The sequence below is a fragment of the Paenibacillus thailandensis genome (assembly GCF_042685365.1).
In the GTDB taxonomy this organism is placed as follows: domain Bacteria; phylum Bacillota; class Bacilli; order Paenibacillales; family Paenibacillaceae; genus Paenibacillus_AP; species Paenibacillus_AP thailandensis.
Genome location: NZ_JBHUMY010000008.1, coordinates 20163 through 36550 on the forward strand (window position 1 = coordinate 20163; position 16388 = coordinate 36550).

Here is a 16388-nt window from a genome sequence, read left to right on the forward strand (position 1 = left end):
ATAAGTGATTGGTGTAAACGTCTCCATAAGAATAACATGCCGAGACTTAGTTTGTCTATTAAACAAACAAAGTTTTTATGTTAAAATCGATTTATCCTTGTTACAATGGGACGCGAACGGAATGAACGGAACGGAGGACAAGCTGTTGGCTAAGAAACAGACAGGAGATCTTGCTTTCATCAAAAAAATGAACACGTCGATCGTGCTGGATGCCGTAATCAAGCATGCGCCGCTCTCCCGCGCCCAAATATCGGAGCGGACCGGTCTGAACAAAGCGACCGTCTCCAGCCTGGTGCAGGATTTGCTGGACGGCGATCTGATAACGGAGACCGGTCCCGGGGAATCGAGCGGCGGCCGAAAGCCCGTCATGCTCGCGTTTAACGCGACGGCCGGCTATGCGGTCGGGATCGATCTCGGCGTCAATTATATTCGCGGCGTCCTTGCCGATCTGGACGGCAGCGCCGTTGCCGAGCAGGAGCTGGAACTGAAGCGGCACGAGCCGGAGTATGCTCTTTCCGAGCTGATATCCTGCATCGAGCGGTTGATCGCCGCAGCGCCGGCCAGCCGCTACGGGGTCGTCGGCATCGGCATGGGCGTCCCCGGCATCGTAAACGACTCCGGCGACATCCTGTTCGCTCCGAACATGGAGTGGCGCAGCGTGGAGCTCCGCCGGATGCTGGAGGAGCGCTTCTCCATCCCGGTGACGATCGACAACGAAGCGAATGCGGGAGCGCAAGGCGAGCAGAAGTACGGCGCGGGACGCGGCATCGCGCATCAGATTTACGTCAGCGTCGGAATCGGCATCGGTACCGGCATTATTTTGAATAAAGAGCTGTACAAAGGGGCTTCCGGCTTCTCCGGCGAGCTTGGCCACCTTTCGATCGAATACGACGGCAAGCCGTGCCGCTGCGGCAACCGGGGCTGCTGGGAGCTGTACGCCTCCGAGAACGCGCTGCTCACGCGCGCATCGGAGCTTGGTCTCGGCGAATACCGCTCCTTAAGCAAGCTGATCCAGGCGGCCGATGCGGGCGACGAGCGGGTGCGCCAGCTGTTCCGGTCGATCGGCGTCTATCTCGGAACCGGCATCGCGAACATTATTAACGTGTTTAACCCGGACGTCGTCATTATCGGCAACCGGATGAGCCGGGCGAAAGCCTGGCTCGAGGAAGCCGTCCGGGACGAAGTGTCCCGCCGGACGCTGCCTTACCACCGGGAACGGGTTCGGCTGACGTTCGCCGAGCTGCAGGACCGTTCGGCGGTGCGCGGCGCGGCCCATTACGCGATCAGCCGGTTTTTCGCCCGAATCAAAAGCATGTAGCTCAGCCAAGGCCGGCTCAAGATAGTCGACCGCGTTCAGAGCAAAAGGCACATTCCCCGGTTTCCGTCATAAACTGATAGAAGCTACTGCATTCGCTTGTTGCCCGGCTCGCCGGGGAAAGGAGCCGCATGCCATGATGAAGCTTCTGACGCAATATGTGCGCCTGAACTTTTGGCTCGCCCTGATCTGGATCGTGCTGCTCGCCTATGACGGCACGCTTTCTCCGGTTACGGGCGCTTTGCTCGCCGACGCTTCGTTGTTCGGCTTAATTAACGCGGGAAAGCTGGCAAGCACTTTCATCGGCCGAAACGGCGGCGCATCCGATAACGGGCAGCGCCACCACTTGTAAATCCTATTTTCCGTATGCAAAGAAAGGTGCCGTCCTTGTCAAGAACGGCACCTTTGTCGCGCGAAGCGCTGTGGTCTATATGCAGGGATCCGGTTACGCCGGCTCGATCTCCGCCAGCGCCTCCATCTCCTCTTCTTTCTGAATAATAAGCTCCACTTTTTTGATCCGGTTTTTGCCTACCTCCCGGACGATAAAGCGCAAATTCTCGTGGTGATATTCCTTGCCCGGCTTCGGCTCGCGGACATGAATGTACAGGAATCCGCCGACCGTATCGACCTCTTCCTCGTCGAACGCAACGCCCGTCAAATCCGCAAGATCGTCCAGCGATACTTTGCCGTCAAGCAAATAGCAATTCTCTTCCAGCTTCTCGATTTCTTTGCGCTCGTCCTGGTCGAACTCGTCGCGGATATCGCCTACGATTTCTTCCAGAATGTCCTCGATCGTAATGAGTCCGGACGTGCCGCCGTATTCGTCCATCAGAATCGCGATATGAACGCGCTCCTGCTGCATCCGCTTCAGCAGCTGCTTGACCGGAATCACTTCGGGAACGGTCAGCACCGGGTGGATCAAGCTTTTGAAGTCGATCCCCTTGTCCGCGTCGTATTCGAGGAACAGCTGCTTCGTGTTGATCATGCCCACGATGTTGTCCTTGCTGTCCGTCGCCACCGGGAAACGCGTATATTGTTCCTTGCGGATGATCTCCAGGTTTTCGTCAAACGATTTGTTTGTATATAAGGCCACCATATCGGTACGCGGAACCATGATTTCCTTCGCGAGCATTTCGTCAAAGGCGAAAATCCGGCTCACATATCCGTATTCGGTCGTATTGATTTTGCCGCTTTCCAGGCTCTCCGACAAAATAATTTGAATCTCTTCCTCGGAGTGCGCCTCTTCCTTCTCGCTCGCCGGCTTCAGGCCGAAAATCCGCACAAGCCCGTTCGCCGAGCCGTTAAGCAGCCAGATGAACGGATACATAACTTTATGGAACGCGATAATCGGTTTGGCGAACAAAAAGCTGATCGCCTCGGCCTTTTGAATGGCAAGCGTCTTTGGCGCAAGCTCGCCGATCACGACGTGCAGATACGTTACGATAACGAATGCGACAATGAAAGCTGCAAGATGGCTGATTTCTCCGTTCAGGTGCAATCTCTCGAACAAAGGCTCAAGCAATTTCGCTACGGTCGGTTCGCCCAGCCAGCCGAGGCCAAGCGCGGTAATCGTAATACCGAGCTGACAGGCGGACAAATAAGCGTCAAGATTGCTGGTCACTCTTTGCACGGCGAGAGCGTTCTTTTTGCCTTCCAGAACAAGCTGATCGACACGGCTGGAACGCAGTCGTATGATCGCAAATTCCGTCGCAACGAAAAACGCCGACAGCAAAATTAGAACTGCAAACAAGAACAGATTAAATCCTATACCCATTTTCGGTTTTCACAATCCTTTTATATTTAGATTTTAAGTTCTTATGAACTAATATAACGAACTTGAAGCTCCGTCATCAACCTTCCAATCCGGCCGCTTCCGGCAGCAATTGTCTGAATTCGGGTAATTTTCGGGTTAAGCGAACGATTATCTTTTATTATCGAAGCTTTACAAGCCGTTTTCGGAGGCGTATGATGTGGTCATATGAACTTGAAATACGAGGAGGGGGGCATATGGAATCCTTTACTCTTACTCGAAAAGACATGGCTCGCCTGCTGCTAGCGTTAAACGGCGATAACGGCGGAAATCCGCTGCAAGTGCTGCAGTGCGCCTGGATGAGAAATCATCAGGGCGACGCCGACAACCGGAAAGCCGCGCCCGCCTTTCTATCGGCGGCATTGCCCCCGGTTGTCGAAAAGCTGATCAAGGGAACGCGCGTCAAAGGGTTTTCCTTGCAGGAAATCGCCGCTCTCGGAAGGCTGATCGAATACTCGAGCTTGTCGATTACCGCCATGCAAAATTGGGTGAAACGCGACTTTAAGGAATATTTCGATTCGCCTAAAGTCGGGAAGAAATATTCGATTAATCAAGCCGCATTGCTGTTTATAATAGACGATTTGAAAGGCAATTTGGACTTCGAGTCGATACGCAAGCTGTTTTGCATCGTATTCAACAAGCCGGAGGACGAGTCCGACGATCTTATTTGCCCCGTCAGCCTGTACGAAGCGTACTCCGCCTTGTTCGAGAAGCTGGACGCCAACAACGACCAGTTGATGGATACGGCGGGCTTCGTCAGCGACAGCAGGAAACAGGATTTCGTCACGGAGAACGTCGTCCTGGCCGCGGCCGACCAATGCGCCGCCAAGCTGCCCGAGCTGACGGCCAAGCAGCGGGAGGCGGTACGCAACTTCCTGTTTATCGCCGCCATATCGATCCAGACGGCTTATTTCCATTCCGTATCGCGGCGGTATTTTAACGCCACGATGTTTTTGTAGTAATAATCGATTCGCGTTCGAGGCCGATATCGCGGCCGGAACGGAAAGCGGGGGCGTCCTTTCGCTGAAAGGGGCGCCCCCGCTTTACATGTTTCCGGGCAGCGGTCACACCTCTTGCCCGCTTAACGTTTTTTCGTAGATCAGAATCGTTTTGCCGCGGTCGTTCAGCTTTGTCGTTACATATTCGAAGCCGTGCCGGGTCCAAAACCGGAGCGCGGGCTCGTTTTCCCGGATGATGCCGATGCGGAACCGTTCCGCTTTTCTCTCTTTCATGACGTGGATGTACGTCTCCAGCATTCGGCTGCCGTAACCTTGCCGCTGCAGCTTCTTGTCCACCTGCAGCAGCCCGAGCCACGGACAACCGTCCTTCGGATTCCGCATCAGAAAGTCCAATATCCCGACGTATTGCGGACCATCCTTGACGAGGTATCGCTCCGCTCCCATTTCGGCCGATTGTTTGTTTTCAAGCGCCACCTCCTCTTCGGTCAACGTCTCATGATCGACGGATATAAGATTAAAGAAAGCGTCCGAATTCAAAATATCCATCTCGATGCGCGACGGGGAGGTACCCGTTTCCTCTAATTGAAGCATAACCGCTCCCTCCTATCTGACGTTGTAGCCGTTCGGGACGAAGCTGTCAAGCTGCTCGATCCACGACTTCTCTTTCTTCGCGACCTCCTTGCGGTAGCGGCGCATGATTTCCACGCCTTGCCCTTCGATCGCCGGATTCAGCACATCCTTGTAATCATGCGTAAGCTTCTCTTCCGTCTTCAACTTTTCCAACACTTCGAATCGAAAAGCTTCGCACCCGTATTCGTTCCAGTCCGCCTGCAGCTCCTTGTTCTCGTGAGTCCCAAGCTCAAGCCCGAACCGCTCGCGGTTCCAAGCCCCTTCCAAATTCGTCGAAGACCCGATCAATCGGCGCCCGTTCATTAGATTCGTAATGGAATAAACGCCCATCTCCCTGGGCTTCTCCTGGTAGCTTTCCACCATTCGCTTGCGCTGTTCTTTATTCATCGTCCCTCACCTCAAGTTATGTTCTAGCCTTTCACCCAATAAGCGCTGCAGTCGTCCGTCCGGTCCAAATAGCCGTATTCGATCAAATAGCGGCGAAGCGTCACGTAATCTTCTTTATAGAATTGCTTCAGCCGCTCGTTCACTTCCTTCTCCGAATACGTTCTCCCCTTCTCGAAATAAGAAGCGATATGCCGCAAGATCGCGATCTTCCTCTTCTCCTTGCGAGGGAAGGTGGTTAGCGGACCGTCCGGCCCTTCCGGAAAATATTGCTTCATCAGCTTCGCGTATTCCTCTTCGGTAATCGCATACCGCTCGTCGACCTGCGTGGCGGTCGGATGGATCGGGACGAAACGCGGCGCATCCGGCGAAGCCCCGCTTTCCATCAGCTCCATCACCGCAAGAAACAGCTTCGCTTGCTTCGCCTTCTCCTTGAGCACGAACCGGTGATTGCGGATCGTCGAAGCGCTGCCGGAGCCCGCGCGCTTGACGATTTCGGCGTCGGTAAGTCCCATGGCGAAATCGCGGATCAAGCTTTTTTGCAAATCGGTCAGTCCCGTCGCCTTCTTGTCAAGAGCCAGAAGCGCGGACAGCATGGAGCCGTGCGCGGCTTCGATATGGTAAGCGGCGTATTTGCGCGCTTCGTACATGCGGTCGTCGACGCCCGGGACGCGATAGACCGCCCCTTCCTCGAACTGCTCGCCGCAAACGAGGCATTCGTACCGTTCGTTCGCCGGGTCGTAACGAAAGCCTCTCTTCAAGTCGTCCAGACGAACCGAACCGTCATATATCAACATAATAAACAAACACCTCTGCATTTCGTTTGATAATAATATAGACATTATATGATTATGTTTTGTTTTTGGCAACTGTTGTTGTTTTAATCCGCCACAGTTATCCCCCTTTTCCCCCTTTTCCCACTTTTCCGAACAATATCCCTATTGCTCAGGAATCGGACAAGCCTCCTCAATCGTAGGAGAGACGCTTCAGATCTCCTGAGTCGAAGGGATATTGACGATATGATGAGAAAAACAAAAACCCCCGAAGCAAGCGTCCTCGCTTGCTCTCGGGGGTTCGAATTTTTTGACAGCTTGAATTACATGCTTTTCTCCTTCGGCAGCAGCAAAGCCAGCAGTCCGATCACCGGCAGAACGCTGGCAACGGCCATTACATTGGCGAGGCCGTAAATATCGGCCGCGTGACCGAGCGCGATCGCGCCGAGTCCTCCCATACCAAAGGCTAACCCGGTGACGAGGCCCGAAGCCATTCCGACCTTGCCCGGCATCAGCTCCTGCGCATACACAACCGTAACGGAGAAGCCCGACTGCAATATAAAGCCGAGCACGAACATAACCGGGTACACCCAGCCAAGCGGCAAATGCGGAAGCATCAGAGCAAACGGCGCCGCTCCGGCTATCGAATACAAAATCATCCGCTTGCGCCCGAACCGGTCGGACAGAAGTCCGCCGCAGAACGTGCCCGCGACGCCCGCCGCCATAAACAAGAAGATTGGAATTTGCGCCGCCGACGCGGACAAGCCGTAAGCTTCCATCTCGTAAAATTGATAAAAGGTCGATATTCCGGCCGCGTACCAGGACCGGGCAAATACGAGCACGAGCAGCAAGATGAGAGCAAAAAGCACGACCCGATTGCTGTACGCGGCTTGCTCCGGGTTAGAAGCGGCTTTGCGGCTTTTGACCGGCAGAGCCTCCGTTCTCAGCTTGCCGCTGTACCAAGGGACGACGCGGATCAAGACGGCGATGGCGGCCGCCGCGAGAATTGTTCCCCATACCGCGCCCTGCTGGCCAAGCGGGATGAAAATATACATCGTCATGAGCGGCGCGAGCATCTGGCCGAAATTGCCGCCGACCTGATAAATCGACTGCGCAAATCCCCGTCTGCCGCCCGCCGCAAAATGAACGACGCGCGAGCCTTCCGGGTGAAATACCGCCGAACCGAACCCGACAAACATGACGGCCAGCAGCAATACCCAAAAATTCGGGGCATAGGCGATCCCCACCATTCCCGCCATACTGCAAGTCATGCCCGCGATCAGCATCCAGGGCGCCGGCCGTTTATCCGATACGATCCCGACCACCGGCTGCAGAACGGACGAAGTCATGTTAAGCGTGAATGCCACCCAGCCGATCTGGCCGAGCGTAAGTCCCAACGAATCGGTCAATACCGGAAACAACGCCGATACGACGGCTTGCATCGAATCGTTAAGCAAATGGACCGCGCTGATTGCGACAAGAATCGAATAAACCGCTCCCGTCCGTATCGCAGTCAGCTTGGCCGTGCGGGTTTCCAACATAAAAGTCCTAACCTTCTTTCCGGCTTCTTAGAAAGTTATCGTCTCGTTTCTCTCAACAGAAAGCGATCTCCAGCCGCAGGGTGAAAGCGGCCTGATTTACAGGTTCGATCCCCCGAACAAAATGCATACCGGGCTCGGCAATGCGAGCGACGATACTTGCTTGAGCAGCTTGCCGCTTTCAGGATCAAGCGCAAAAACCGCCACGTTGCCCGAGTTCTGATTGCCGGCCAGCAAATAGTTCCCGTCCGGCGTCAGCGCGAAATTGCGCGGCCAATCGCCGCCGCAGTCATGATGCTGTACGGCCGTGAGCCCCCCGTCCTCCGCCGTCTCGAACACGGCGATGCTGTTATGCCCCCGGTTGGACACGTACAACCGCTCGCCCGACGGCGAAAGATGGATGTCCGCCGGATAATTGGCGCCCTCCCAAGACGCCGGCAGCGTCGATACGGTGCCGGCCGGAACGAGCTTGGCCCCGCCGTCCTCGAGGCGCAGCGCCGTAACGGTAGAATCCAGCTCGTTGGCGACATATGCGTACGGAAGCTCCGGATGGAAAGCGATATGCCTCGGCCCCGCTCCGGGATGAAGGCGGCAAGTGCCGACGTATGCAAATGCCGATGCGTCTCCCCCGTGCTTGAATATAAAAATCGTATCCGTCCCCAGGTCGGCCATGTAGACGTAAGAACCAAACGGCTGAATCGAATGCGGGTGAGGTTTCTCCTGCCGGTCCGCCCGCGGCCCGAGCTCCTCCTCTTCCTGAATGACAAAGGTCGCTTCGCCCAGCGAGCCGTCCTGTGCAATCGGGAAAAGCGCGATCGTTCCCCCGCTGTAATTGCTGACGAATGCGGTCGTCCCCGCCGCGTCCGTGCTGATGTAGCAAGGATGCTCGCCGTGCGTCAGCGCATCGCCGAGAAACGTCAGCTTGCCGTCGTCGGCGCCGATGGAAAGGGCCGCGGCCGAGCCTCCCGGCACCCCGTGCGCCGATTCCGTCTCGCTGACGGCGTACAAGGTGCCTCCGTTCGGATGAAGCGCCAGAAACGACGCCTCCTCGATGCCGCCGTAGCTTTCCTTGACCGTCAGTTCCCCGGTCGCGCCGTCGAAGGAGCACACATGGATCGTAGCTTGATCCGCCGGTCCGTAAGATCCGATATAGACGGTTCCCGAATATGCCGCACCGGATATAGTCATCGCAATCAATCCTCCCGTTATTTTTCCAATTCCGAATCCAATAAAGTGACCATAGCACAAGGTTTGCGATTAAACAATCGCTTTTGCGAAAACGGCGGGACAATCCCGGCAAAATAAAGCTTCAAAAGCGTTATTTGCTATGCTATAATGTAAGCGCTAACAAACTCAGGGTTCACATTTCGGATAAAGGGGGAATGGAATGATGAATTTACCACTGAGGGAAACGGACTTGTACGAGAAATTCGATTTGGAACGGGACATCTTCTATTTTCGAGTCGGGTCGTTCGGACTGGTTAGCTTTCACGGGAAAAATTACAATCTGAAAAAACGGCTGACGCCCGATCAACTCAAGAAGCTCACAAAAGAGAAAAGCTTCTGCCCGATCGGTTCGAACTGCTACGTCAACATCGGCAAAATCAATTCGTTTACGGGCGGCATCGTCTACTTCGGCCCGGCTTACCGGGAAACCAAGCATCTTCCGGTTCCATGGTGGAAGCAAGCGCAGCTTCAGCAGCTGCTCGACAAACGGAACGAAGCCCGGCAGGCATGAGCAAAAATAATGCGCTCTCTCTTATCTGGAGGGAGCGCTCCGTCGTTATGGGGCCAACGAAACGGTTGTTTGAGGCCCTCCATCCTGCTATCCTTAATAACGGATATGCTCCTTTGTTAACTAATTAAGTATGATGCGAATAGGGAGGAAATTATGAGCACTATCGGGCAAGCATTCGAGCAGCAATTTCACGGCGAACCGGCCGTATGGCTGAAATGGGGACGTTACGAAGCGGCGGTCGTCCCGGCCGTAGGCGCGAATCTGATCGCGTTCCGCGACACGGAAAGCGGCTTCCGCTTCCTTCGCGAGCCGGAGGCGGACGAAATGGAAGCGTTCAAGGCCAACCCGGGCGTATACGGCATTCCGGTGCTGTTCCCGCCGAACCGTTACGATAACGGCCAATTTACGTTCCAAGGGCGCGCCTACAGCTTCCCCGTCAATGAGCCGGCCACCGGCAATCATCTGCACGGCTTTTTCCATACGGCGGCATGGACGGTCGAAGATTACGGCACGACCCAAACCGAAAGCTACGTCTCTCTTGCCATTTCGGTAACCGAAGATCACCCGATCTACCAGTACTTGCCGCACCGTTTTACGCTGAAGCTGCGCTATGCGCTAAGCGAAGCCGGTCTTCTCCAGCATGTATCGGTACATAACGAAGGAACGGATACGCTTCCTTGCATGCTGGCCTTCCATACGGCGATTAACGCACCGTTCGATCCGGCAAGCACGGCCGACGATTACACGTTCAAGCTGACGATCGGCGAACGTTGGGAACTGAGCGACCGGATGCTGCCGACGGGACGCAAGCAGACTCTTACCGCAGAAGAAGAGCAAATGAAGACAGGCGGCTTGTCGCCGTACTGGAGCTCGATGGACAACCACTATACGGCGCTGCCGCAGAACGGCCGCAACGTCATGGAGCTGACGGACAACCGCACGGGAACGACGCTGGTGTACGACGTCAGCTCCGCGTTCAAGCAATGGATGATTTGGAACAACAACGCATCCCGCAAGTTTTTCTGCCCGGAGCCGCAGCTTAATCTCGTCAACGCGCCGAACGTCGAGCTGCCGGCGGACGAGATCGGCCTTGTGGCGCTTGAGCCTGGCGGCATCTGGGAAACAAGCAGCCGCCTGTATGTCAAGCAAGCCCGCTAACGGCACGCAGCTGCCCGCTTAAGGCAATCGAATCGCGGAGCCGCAGTACCTGCGACGGGACAACGGCTTCCTTAAACAGCCCTGCATTACGGACCAACCGTAATGCAGGGCTGTTTTTTTTGCATAAGCGCTTCAATTCCTTGCTAGTTAGCAATATCCCCAAAAAAAACGGAACCCGATTGGATGAATTTGTTCGGCGCAGGTAAAACTAGCGGTACTTGCCATTGTACCAACTACGAACACCGGAGGTTGATCCTGAAATGGCCGACAATAACGAAGCGAGAAAAAACGAGCCGCAAGACGCGTCGCGGCGCAACTTCCTGAAATATACCGGCACGGCGCTCGGCGGGGTTGTCGTAGGCGGCGTGATCGGCGGATTAATCGGCGCTAATACGAACAGAGAGACTGAGCAGCCGCCGAACCAAAGCAATGAAGCGGCGCCGGGCGAGTCGAATAATAAGGATTACAACCAGGCGCTGATGTTCTTGACGCAAAGCCAGTTCCAGACGACGCAGGCCGCCGCGGAACGGATTTTTCCGGAGGACGAGAGCGGACCCGGAGCCAAAACGCTGGGCGTCGCTTATTTTATCGACCATCAGCTGGCGGGCTCATGGGGCATCAATGCGCGGGATTATATGATGGGCCCGTTCTACGAGGCCGAAGCCGAGCAAGGCTACCAGCTCAGCTTCAAGCGCCACGAGCTGTTTACGCTTGGCTTGAAAGGGCTCGAGGATTACAGCAAAAACAAATTCAACAACCCGTTCACCGCACTGAAGGCCGAGCAGCAGGACGAGGTGCTTACGGCTTTCGCGGAAAACAAAGCGGACATTAAAGGATTGCCGGCCGCGACGTTCTTCAACCTGCTGCGCCAGTTGACGATCGAAGGCGTATACGCGGATCCGCTGTACGGCGGCAACAAAAATATGGACGGCTGGCGCATGAGAAGCTATCCGGGCAATCAGTACAGCTACTATAACGATATCGAAAAAGACGAGTTTCTGAAAATCGAACCGCTCAGCCTTCACGATCATCTGAATTTAGGATAAGCAAGGAGGAGAAAAGACAAGTGGCTACCAAACTACCGAAAGTCCCGATTGTCGTTGTCGGCCTCGGATGGGTCGGCGGCATTATCGCCGCCGAGCTGACGAAGGCGGGTCATAAAGTCGTCGGCCTGGAACGCGGCAAATCGCGCTCGACGGAAGATTATTTCCACGTTCATGACGAGCTGCGGTATGCGCAGCGCTACGAGCTGATGCAGGACTTGTCCAAGGAGACGATCACGTTCCGTCATAACGAGAAAGAACGCTCGCTGCCGATGCGCTCCTACGGCTCCTTCCTGATGGGCGACGGGCTGGGCGGAGCCGGCGTGCATTGGAACGGCCAATACTTCCGGTTTTTGCCGTACGATTTCCAGATCAAAACGAAAACGGTCGAAAAATACGGCAAAAACAAAATTCCGGAAGGCATGATTCTTCAGGACTGGGGCATTACATATGACGAGCTTGAGCCGTATTTCGTCAAATTCGAGCAAATGGCCGGCATCTCCGGCGAGCAGACCGTCAACGAGAAGCATCGCGGACCGATGTCCAAGCCTTTCCCGACCGGACCGATGAAAAAAACGCCTTCCATCCTTCTGTTCGAGGAAGCGACCAAATCGCTGGGCTATTCGCCTTATATGATGAGCTCGGCCAATCTGTCGGAGGATTACACGAATCCGGACGGCATCGCCCGCGGCGCCTGCCAATATTGCTCGTTCTGCGAACGGTTCGGCTGCGAATACGGCGCCAAGGCCGACCCTACCGTCACGGTGCTTCCGGTCGCCCAAAACACGGGCAAGCTGGAGATCCGCACCTTCGCCAACGTGACGCGAATTACGCACAGCGGCGGCAAAGCGACGGGCGTCGTTTACGTCAATTCCCCGACCGGCGAGGAATACGAGCAGCCCGCCGACGTCGTAATACTGGCCGGCTTCGTTTTCTCCAACGTCAAGCTGCTGCTGCAGTCCAAGCTCGGCAAGCCGTACGATCCGAAAACCGGAACGGGTGTCGTCGGGCGCAATTACTGCTATCAGGTTATGGGCGCAAGCTCGCGGGGATTTTTTGACGAAAAGCAATTTAATACGTATATGGGCGCCGGCGCGCTCGGCATGTGCATCGACGATTTCAACGGGGACAATTTCGACCATTCCGACTTGAAATTTTTGCATGGCGGCAATATCGCGTTGTCCCAGCTCGGCATGCGGCCGATCCAGAATAACATTACGCCCGCGGGCACGCCGGCATGGGGCGCCGAATTCAAGAAGCAGTCGCTGTTCTACGCGAACCGCACCTTAAGCGTTGGCGTTCAAGGCTCGAGCATGCCGTTCAGGCACCATTACATGGATTTGGACCCTGTATACAAAGACGCGCTTGGCAACCCGCTGCTGCGCATTACGTTCGACTTCGAGGAGCAGGACCGGGAGCTCGTCAAATATTTGTCCGGCAAAACGAAAGACATTATGGAAGCGATGAAGCCGACCAAAACGGAGACGAGCAGCGAGATCAAAACGTACAGCATCGTCCCTTACCAGTCGACCCACAATACGGGCGGCGCCGTCATGGGCGACGATCCGTCGATCTCGACCGTCAACAACTACTTGCAAATGTGGGACGCGGAAAACGTGTTCGTCGTGGGGGCTTCGGCATTCGCCCATAACAGCGGCTACAACCCGACCGCGACGGTCGGAGCGCTTGCTTACCGGGCCGCCGAAGGGATACTGAAATATTTGGAGAAAGGCGGGTCGCTCGTGTAAATGGATATGCAGAAGGACGTCGTCAGCCATTTGACCGAGCTCCGGAAGCGGCTGATCGTCGTCGCGGTTTGGTTTTTGGGCGCGTTCGGCATCGGGGTGTACCTGTCGCCTCAGCTGCTTGTTTTCATCAAAAACCATGTCGGCCGGATCCAGGTGGAATGGAGCGTCTTCTCCTTGTCCGACGGGCTTGTCGTCTACATGAAATGCGCTTTGCTGTTCGGCACCGCGCTGACGCTTCCCTGCCTGCTCTACCAGCTCTGGGCGTTCGCCCGGCCGGGCTTGACGCGGCAGGAAGCTCGGACAACGCTGCTGTTCGTGCCGGCTTCGCTTCTTCTGTTCGCGTCGGGCGTGACGTTCGGCTACACGGTGGCGCTGCCGATGATGATATCGTTTATGGTCAAGCTGAACCACGCCATCGGCGCGCATGAGGTATACGGGCTGCAGCATTACGTCTCGTTTCTGATCGGGTTTCTGTACCCGATGGGACTGGCGTTTGAAATGCCGCTGGCGGCGTTGTTCCTGACCTTCGTCGGGGTGCTTACTCCCGGGCGGGTCAAGCAGGTCCGCAAATACGCGTACGTCGGCCTTGCCGTCGTCGGCAGCTGCATATCGCCGCCCGATTTTATTTCCCATCTGTCGGTTACGGTGCCTCTTATTGCGCTGTTCGAGATCAGCGTCTTCGTCTCTTGGCGGTATTCGCTCAGACGGGCTGCGAAGCCGCGATTGAGCCCGACGTAGAACCGGAATACCGGAAACTGATACGGAAAGGAGGAACGGTCCATGTTCAACAATATCGGCGTTTCGGGGCTGATCATCATTCTGGCGATCGCGCTCATCGTCTTCGGCCCGGCCAAGCTGCCGCTGCTCGGACGCGCGTTCGGCGACACGCTGCGCGAATTCCGCAACTCGACCAAAGGCATTGCGGACGACCCGCAGGACGATCAATTATTGAAGTAGCCGCCCGTCCGCGCATACGCGCTCGTCCGGCATTCGGAAAAAAAGCAGCGGCAAAGGAGCGGTTTCCGGTTTCGACCGGGCCGTCTCCTTGCAGCTGCTTTTTTTAATCGCTAAGATTCAGGCGCATCGTCCGTGCCTCCCAGCGAGACGGCCCGCTCCAGCACGCATTCTATCCGAACGCTTGCTATGCCGGGCTTTACCTTCCAAAACGGCTAGCATACCATGCCTTGGCGGCTTCGACTTCGTCGCCGGTCAGCTGATGCCCGCGATTGCCCCAATGCAGCTCCACCTCGGCGCCTGCTGCGGCGAGCAGCTTGTTCAGCTCCTCCGTTTCCTGCGGGGAACAGATCGGGTCGTTTACGCCCGCGCCGACAAACACCGGAACGCCGCTCAGGTCGGGCAGCTTTACGCCCCGAATCGGCACCATCGGATGATGCAGGACGGCGCCCTTAAGCGCGTCCTTGTAATGGAACAGCAGGCTGCCCGCAATGTTCGCGCCGTTCGAATACCCGACGGCAACGACGTTCCTGCGGTCAAATCCGTACCGCTCGGCCGCGGCGTCCACGAAGTCGTACAGCTCCTTCGTCCGGAAGATCAAATCCTCGATGTCGAACACGCCTTCGGCCAGCCTCCGGAAAAACCTTGGCATGCCGTTCTCCAGCACGTTGCCGCGTACGCTCAGCACTCCCGCTTCCGGAGCGATCATCTCGGCGAGCTTCAGCAGATCATGCTCCGTTCCGCCTGTCCCGTGCAGCAGCAGCAGCGTGGGAGCGGACGGGGCTGCACCTTGCCGGTATAGATGCTTCATCGTTTCGGTGCTCATGCCCGGTCTCCCTCCAATACGCGTACTTCGATCGGCTCCAGGTTGCGTTCGATCACGGCGCGGTGCTTCTCATACCATTCCGGCAGCTTCACTTCTTGCCCCAGCTCTTCGAACGTTTCGTCCGTGACGAAACCCGGATCGTCCGTCGCGATCTCGAACAAAATGCCTCCCGCTTCGCGGAAATAGACCGCCGTAAAATATTGCCGGTCGACGATCGGCGTCGGTTGAAAGCCGTGACTTAGAACATGTTCTCTCCATTGCTCCTGATCCGCCCGGTTATGCGCCCGCCATGCGATATGATGGACGGTACCCGCGCCTCCTGCGCCCCAAGGCATAGGCTCACGGTTAATGTCGATCACGTTGCCGATGTCGCCGGCAGCCCGGAAGCGGACGAATTGATCGTCTTCGGCGATTTTTTGCAGGCCGAGCACGTTCGTCAGCACGTCGACCGTCTTATCCGGCGCGACGCTGTACAGCAGCGCCCCCGCGAAGCCTTTAATCGCTTTGTCCGCGGTCACTTCGCCGAACGACCATTCGCTTGGCTTGCCTTCCTCGCGTTCCACCAGCTCAAGCTGCAGCCCGTCGGTGTCGGCGAACCGGAGGTAACGCTCGCCGAACCGCTCGGCTACCGCGAAAGGAACGTTAAACTTCGCAAGGCGCGCTTCCCAGAACGGGAGCGATCCGGCCGGTACGGCAAAGCTTGTATAGCCGACCTGTCCGCCGCCGACTTTGCCTTTGCGCGAGCCGCGGGCCGGGAAAAACGTCATGGCCGTACCCGGGCTGCCCGTTTCGTTGCCGAAATACAGATGGTATACTTCCGGCGCGTCGAAATTGATCGTTTTTTTGACCAGGCGCAATCCAAGCAAACCGGCGTAAAAATCGACGTTCTCTTGCGCCCCGCCGGCAAAAGCCGTTACGTGATGAATGCCGTTCGTTTGTTTCATTTCAAACACTCTCCTTTTTATTGTAGATATTGTTCTCCATTTAGGAGAAAAATTTTATCGATGTCTTTGCGTACAAAATCTTAAATTTAAGATATTTGCCGAAAAATAAGGGCTAAGCCTTTTGCGCGGCTTGAAGCCCAAGCTTTTTAAGCAGCTCGACGGCGGTCGCCTTCTCCTCGGAAGTCAAGCCGCTCATGGCGGACGTTATCGCTTCCGCATGAAGAGGGAAAATATCGTCAAACAGCCGCTTCCCCGTTTCCGTCATCTCCGCGTACGTTACCCTCCGGTCGTTCTCGCACGGCACGCGTTTCAGGTAGCCTTTCGTCTCCAGCTTGTCGACGTTGTAGGTAATGCTGCCGCTCGTGATCAATACTTTGCTGCCGATTTGCTGCAGCGGAATGCGTCCCTTGTGGTACAGCAGCTCCAGCACCGCAAACTCGGACGATGAAAAGCCGTACCGCTTCATATCCCGCATGGCAAGATCCATGATCGTCTTGTACGCTTTGGACAAAACGACCATCAGCTTCAGCGACAGCTCCTTATCCCGATTTTCGTCCAAGCCGACCGC

At 56.0% G+C, this 16388-nt stretch carries 18 protein-coding genes; 9 read left to right on the forward strand and 9 right to left on the reverse strand.

Features of this window, described 5'->3' with window-relative positions:
• Positions 1-121: 121 nt before the first annotated feature.
• Both ACFSW5_RS09485 and ACFSW5_RS09490 read left to right on the forward strand, forming a co-directional pair.
• Positions 122-1318 (forward strand): ROK family protein, encoded by a 1197-nt coding sequence (locus ACFSW5_RS09485; protein ID WP_379271922.1) that lies wholly within the window; start codon positions 122-124, stop codon positions 1316-1318.
• A 133-nt stretch (positions 1319-1451) separates the two neighbouring features.
• The gene (locus ACFSW5_RS09490) at positions 1452-1667 is read left to right on the forward strand and encodes a hypothetical protein (protein WP_379271924.1); all 216 of its coding nucleotides are present in this window, start codon (positions 1452-1454) and stop codon (positions 1665-1667) included.
• 93 nt (positions 1668-1760) lie between these two features.
• On the opposite strand, the gene ACFSW5_RS09495 is transcribed toward ACFSW5_RS09490, so the two are convergent.
• A complete protein-coding gene (locus ACFSW5_RS09495; protein ID WP_379271927.1) occupies positions 1761-3089 on the reverse strand; it encodes a hemolysin family protein in 1329 nt (442 codons plus the stop codon).
• 233 nt (positions 3090-3322) lie between these two features.
• Here ACFSW5_RS09495 and ACFSW5_RS09500 point away from each other — a divergent pair, with 233 nt between their 5' ends.
• A complete protein-coding gene (locus ACFSW5_RS09500) occupies positions 3323-4084 on the forward strand; it encodes a DUF1836 domain-containing protein (protein WP_379271929.1) in 762 nt (253 codons plus the stop codon).
• Between the two features lie 105 nt (positions 4085-4189).
• Here the strand turns inward: ACFSW5_RS09500 and ACFSW5_RS09505 are convergent, their stop codons facing one another.
• The 5 genes from ACFSW5_RS09505 to ACFSW5_RS09525 form a co-directional block, all read right to left on the reverse strand.
• Positions 4190-4675, reverse strand: coding sequence for a GNAT family N-acetyltransferase (locus tag ACFSW5_RS09505; protein WP_379271932.1), 486 nt, complete (start codon positions 4673-4675; stop codon positions 4190-4192).
• Between the two features lie 12 nt (positions 4676-4687).
• The gene (locus tag ACFSW5_RS09510) at positions 4688-5101 is read right to left on the reverse strand and encodes a GIY-YIG nuclease family protein (RefSeq protein WP_379271937.1); all 414 of its coding nucleotides are present in this window, start codon (positions 5099-5101) and stop codon (positions 4688-4690) included.
• A gap of 23 nt (positions 5102-5124) precedes the next feature.
• A complete protein-coding gene (locus tag ACFSW5_RS09515) occupies positions 5125-5895 on the reverse strand; it encodes a DUF2087 domain-containing protein (RefSeq protein WP_379271939.1) in 771 nt (256 codons plus the stop codon).
• Positions 5896-6194: 299 nt separating this feature from the next.
• Positions 6195-7412 carry an MFS transporter gene (locus ACFSW5_RS09520; RefSeq protein ID WP_379271941.1) on the reverse strand — a complete coding sequence of 406 codons (1218 nt, stop codon included), beginning with the start codon at positions 7410-7412 and terminating at the stop codon, positions 6195-6197.
• 96 nt (positions 7413-7508) lie between these two features.
• Entirely contained in the window at positions 7509-8597 is a 1089-nt protein-coding gene (locus tag ACFSW5_RS09525) for a lactonase family protein (protein ID WP_379271943.1), read from the reverse strand.
• 199 nt (positions 8598-8796) lie between these two features.
• On the opposite strand from ACFSW5_RS09525, the gene ACFSW5_RS09530 reads away from it, so the two are divergent.
• From ACFSW5_RS09530 to tatA, 6 genes are all read left to right on the forward strand, one after another.
• On the forward strand, positions 8797-9147 hold the full coding sequence (locus ACFSW5_RS09530) for a hypothetical protein (protein ID WP_379271945.1): 351 nt from the start codon (positions 8797-8799) through the stop codon (positions 9145-9147).
• 153 nt (positions 9148-9300) lie between these two features.
• Positions 9301-10305, forward strand: a complete 1005-nt coding sequence (locus tag ACFSW5_RS09535; RefSeq protein ID WP_379271948.1) for an aldose 1-epimerase — start codon at positions 9301-9303, stop codon at positions 10303-10305.
• 260 nt (positions 10306-10565) lie between these two features.
• Positions 10566-11351, forward strand: coding sequence for a gluconate 2-dehydrogenase subunit 3 family protein (locus ACFSW5_RS09540; protein ID WP_379271950.1), 786 nt, complete (start codon positions 10566-10568; stop codon positions 11349-11351).
• 20 nt (positions 11352-11371) lie between these two features.
• Positions 11372-13096, forward strand: coding sequence for a GMC family oxidoreductase (locus tag ACFSW5_RS09545; RefSeq protein ID WP_379271954.1), 1725 nt, complete (start codon positions 11372-11374; stop codon positions 13094-13096).
• Positions 13097-13834, forward strand: a complete 738-nt coding sequence (gene tatC, locus ACFSW5_RS09550; protein WP_379271957.1) for a twin-arginine translocase subunit TatC — start codon at positions 13097-13099, stop codon at positions 13832-13834.
• A gap of 42 nt (positions 13835-13876) precedes the next feature.
• Entirely contained in the window at positions 13877-14053 is a 177-nt protein-coding gene (tatA, locus tag ACFSW5_RS09555) for a twin-arginine translocase TatA/TatE family subunit (RefSeq protein WP_379271960.1), read from the forward strand.
• Between the two features lie 196 nt (positions 14054-14249).
• On the opposite strand, the gene ACFSW5_RS09560 is transcribed toward tatA, so the two are convergent.
• The 3 genes from ACFSW5_RS09560 to ACFSW5_RS09570 form a co-directional block, all read right to left on the reverse strand.
• Positions 14250-14861: an alpha/beta hydrolase gene (locus ACFSW5_RS09560; RefSeq protein WP_379272117.1), complete on the reverse strand. Its 612-nt coding sequence runs from the start codon at positions 14859-14861 to the stop codon at positions 14250-14252.
• 11 nt (positions 14862-14872) lie between these two features.
• Positions 14873-15820 carry a ring-cleaving dioxygenase gene (locus tag ACFSW5_RS09565; protein ID WP_379271963.1) on the reverse strand — a complete coding sequence of 316 codons (948 nt, stop codon included), beginning with the start codon at positions 15818-15820 and terminating at the stop codon, positions 14873-14875.
• A gap of 112 nt (positions 15821-15932) precedes the next feature.
• Positions 15933-16340, reverse strand: coding sequence for a MarR family winged helix-turn-helix transcriptional regulator (locus tag ACFSW5_RS09570; RefSeq protein WP_379272119.1), 408 nt, complete (start codon positions 16338-16340; stop codon positions 15933-15935).
• Positions 16341-16388 lie beyond the last annotated feature (48 nt).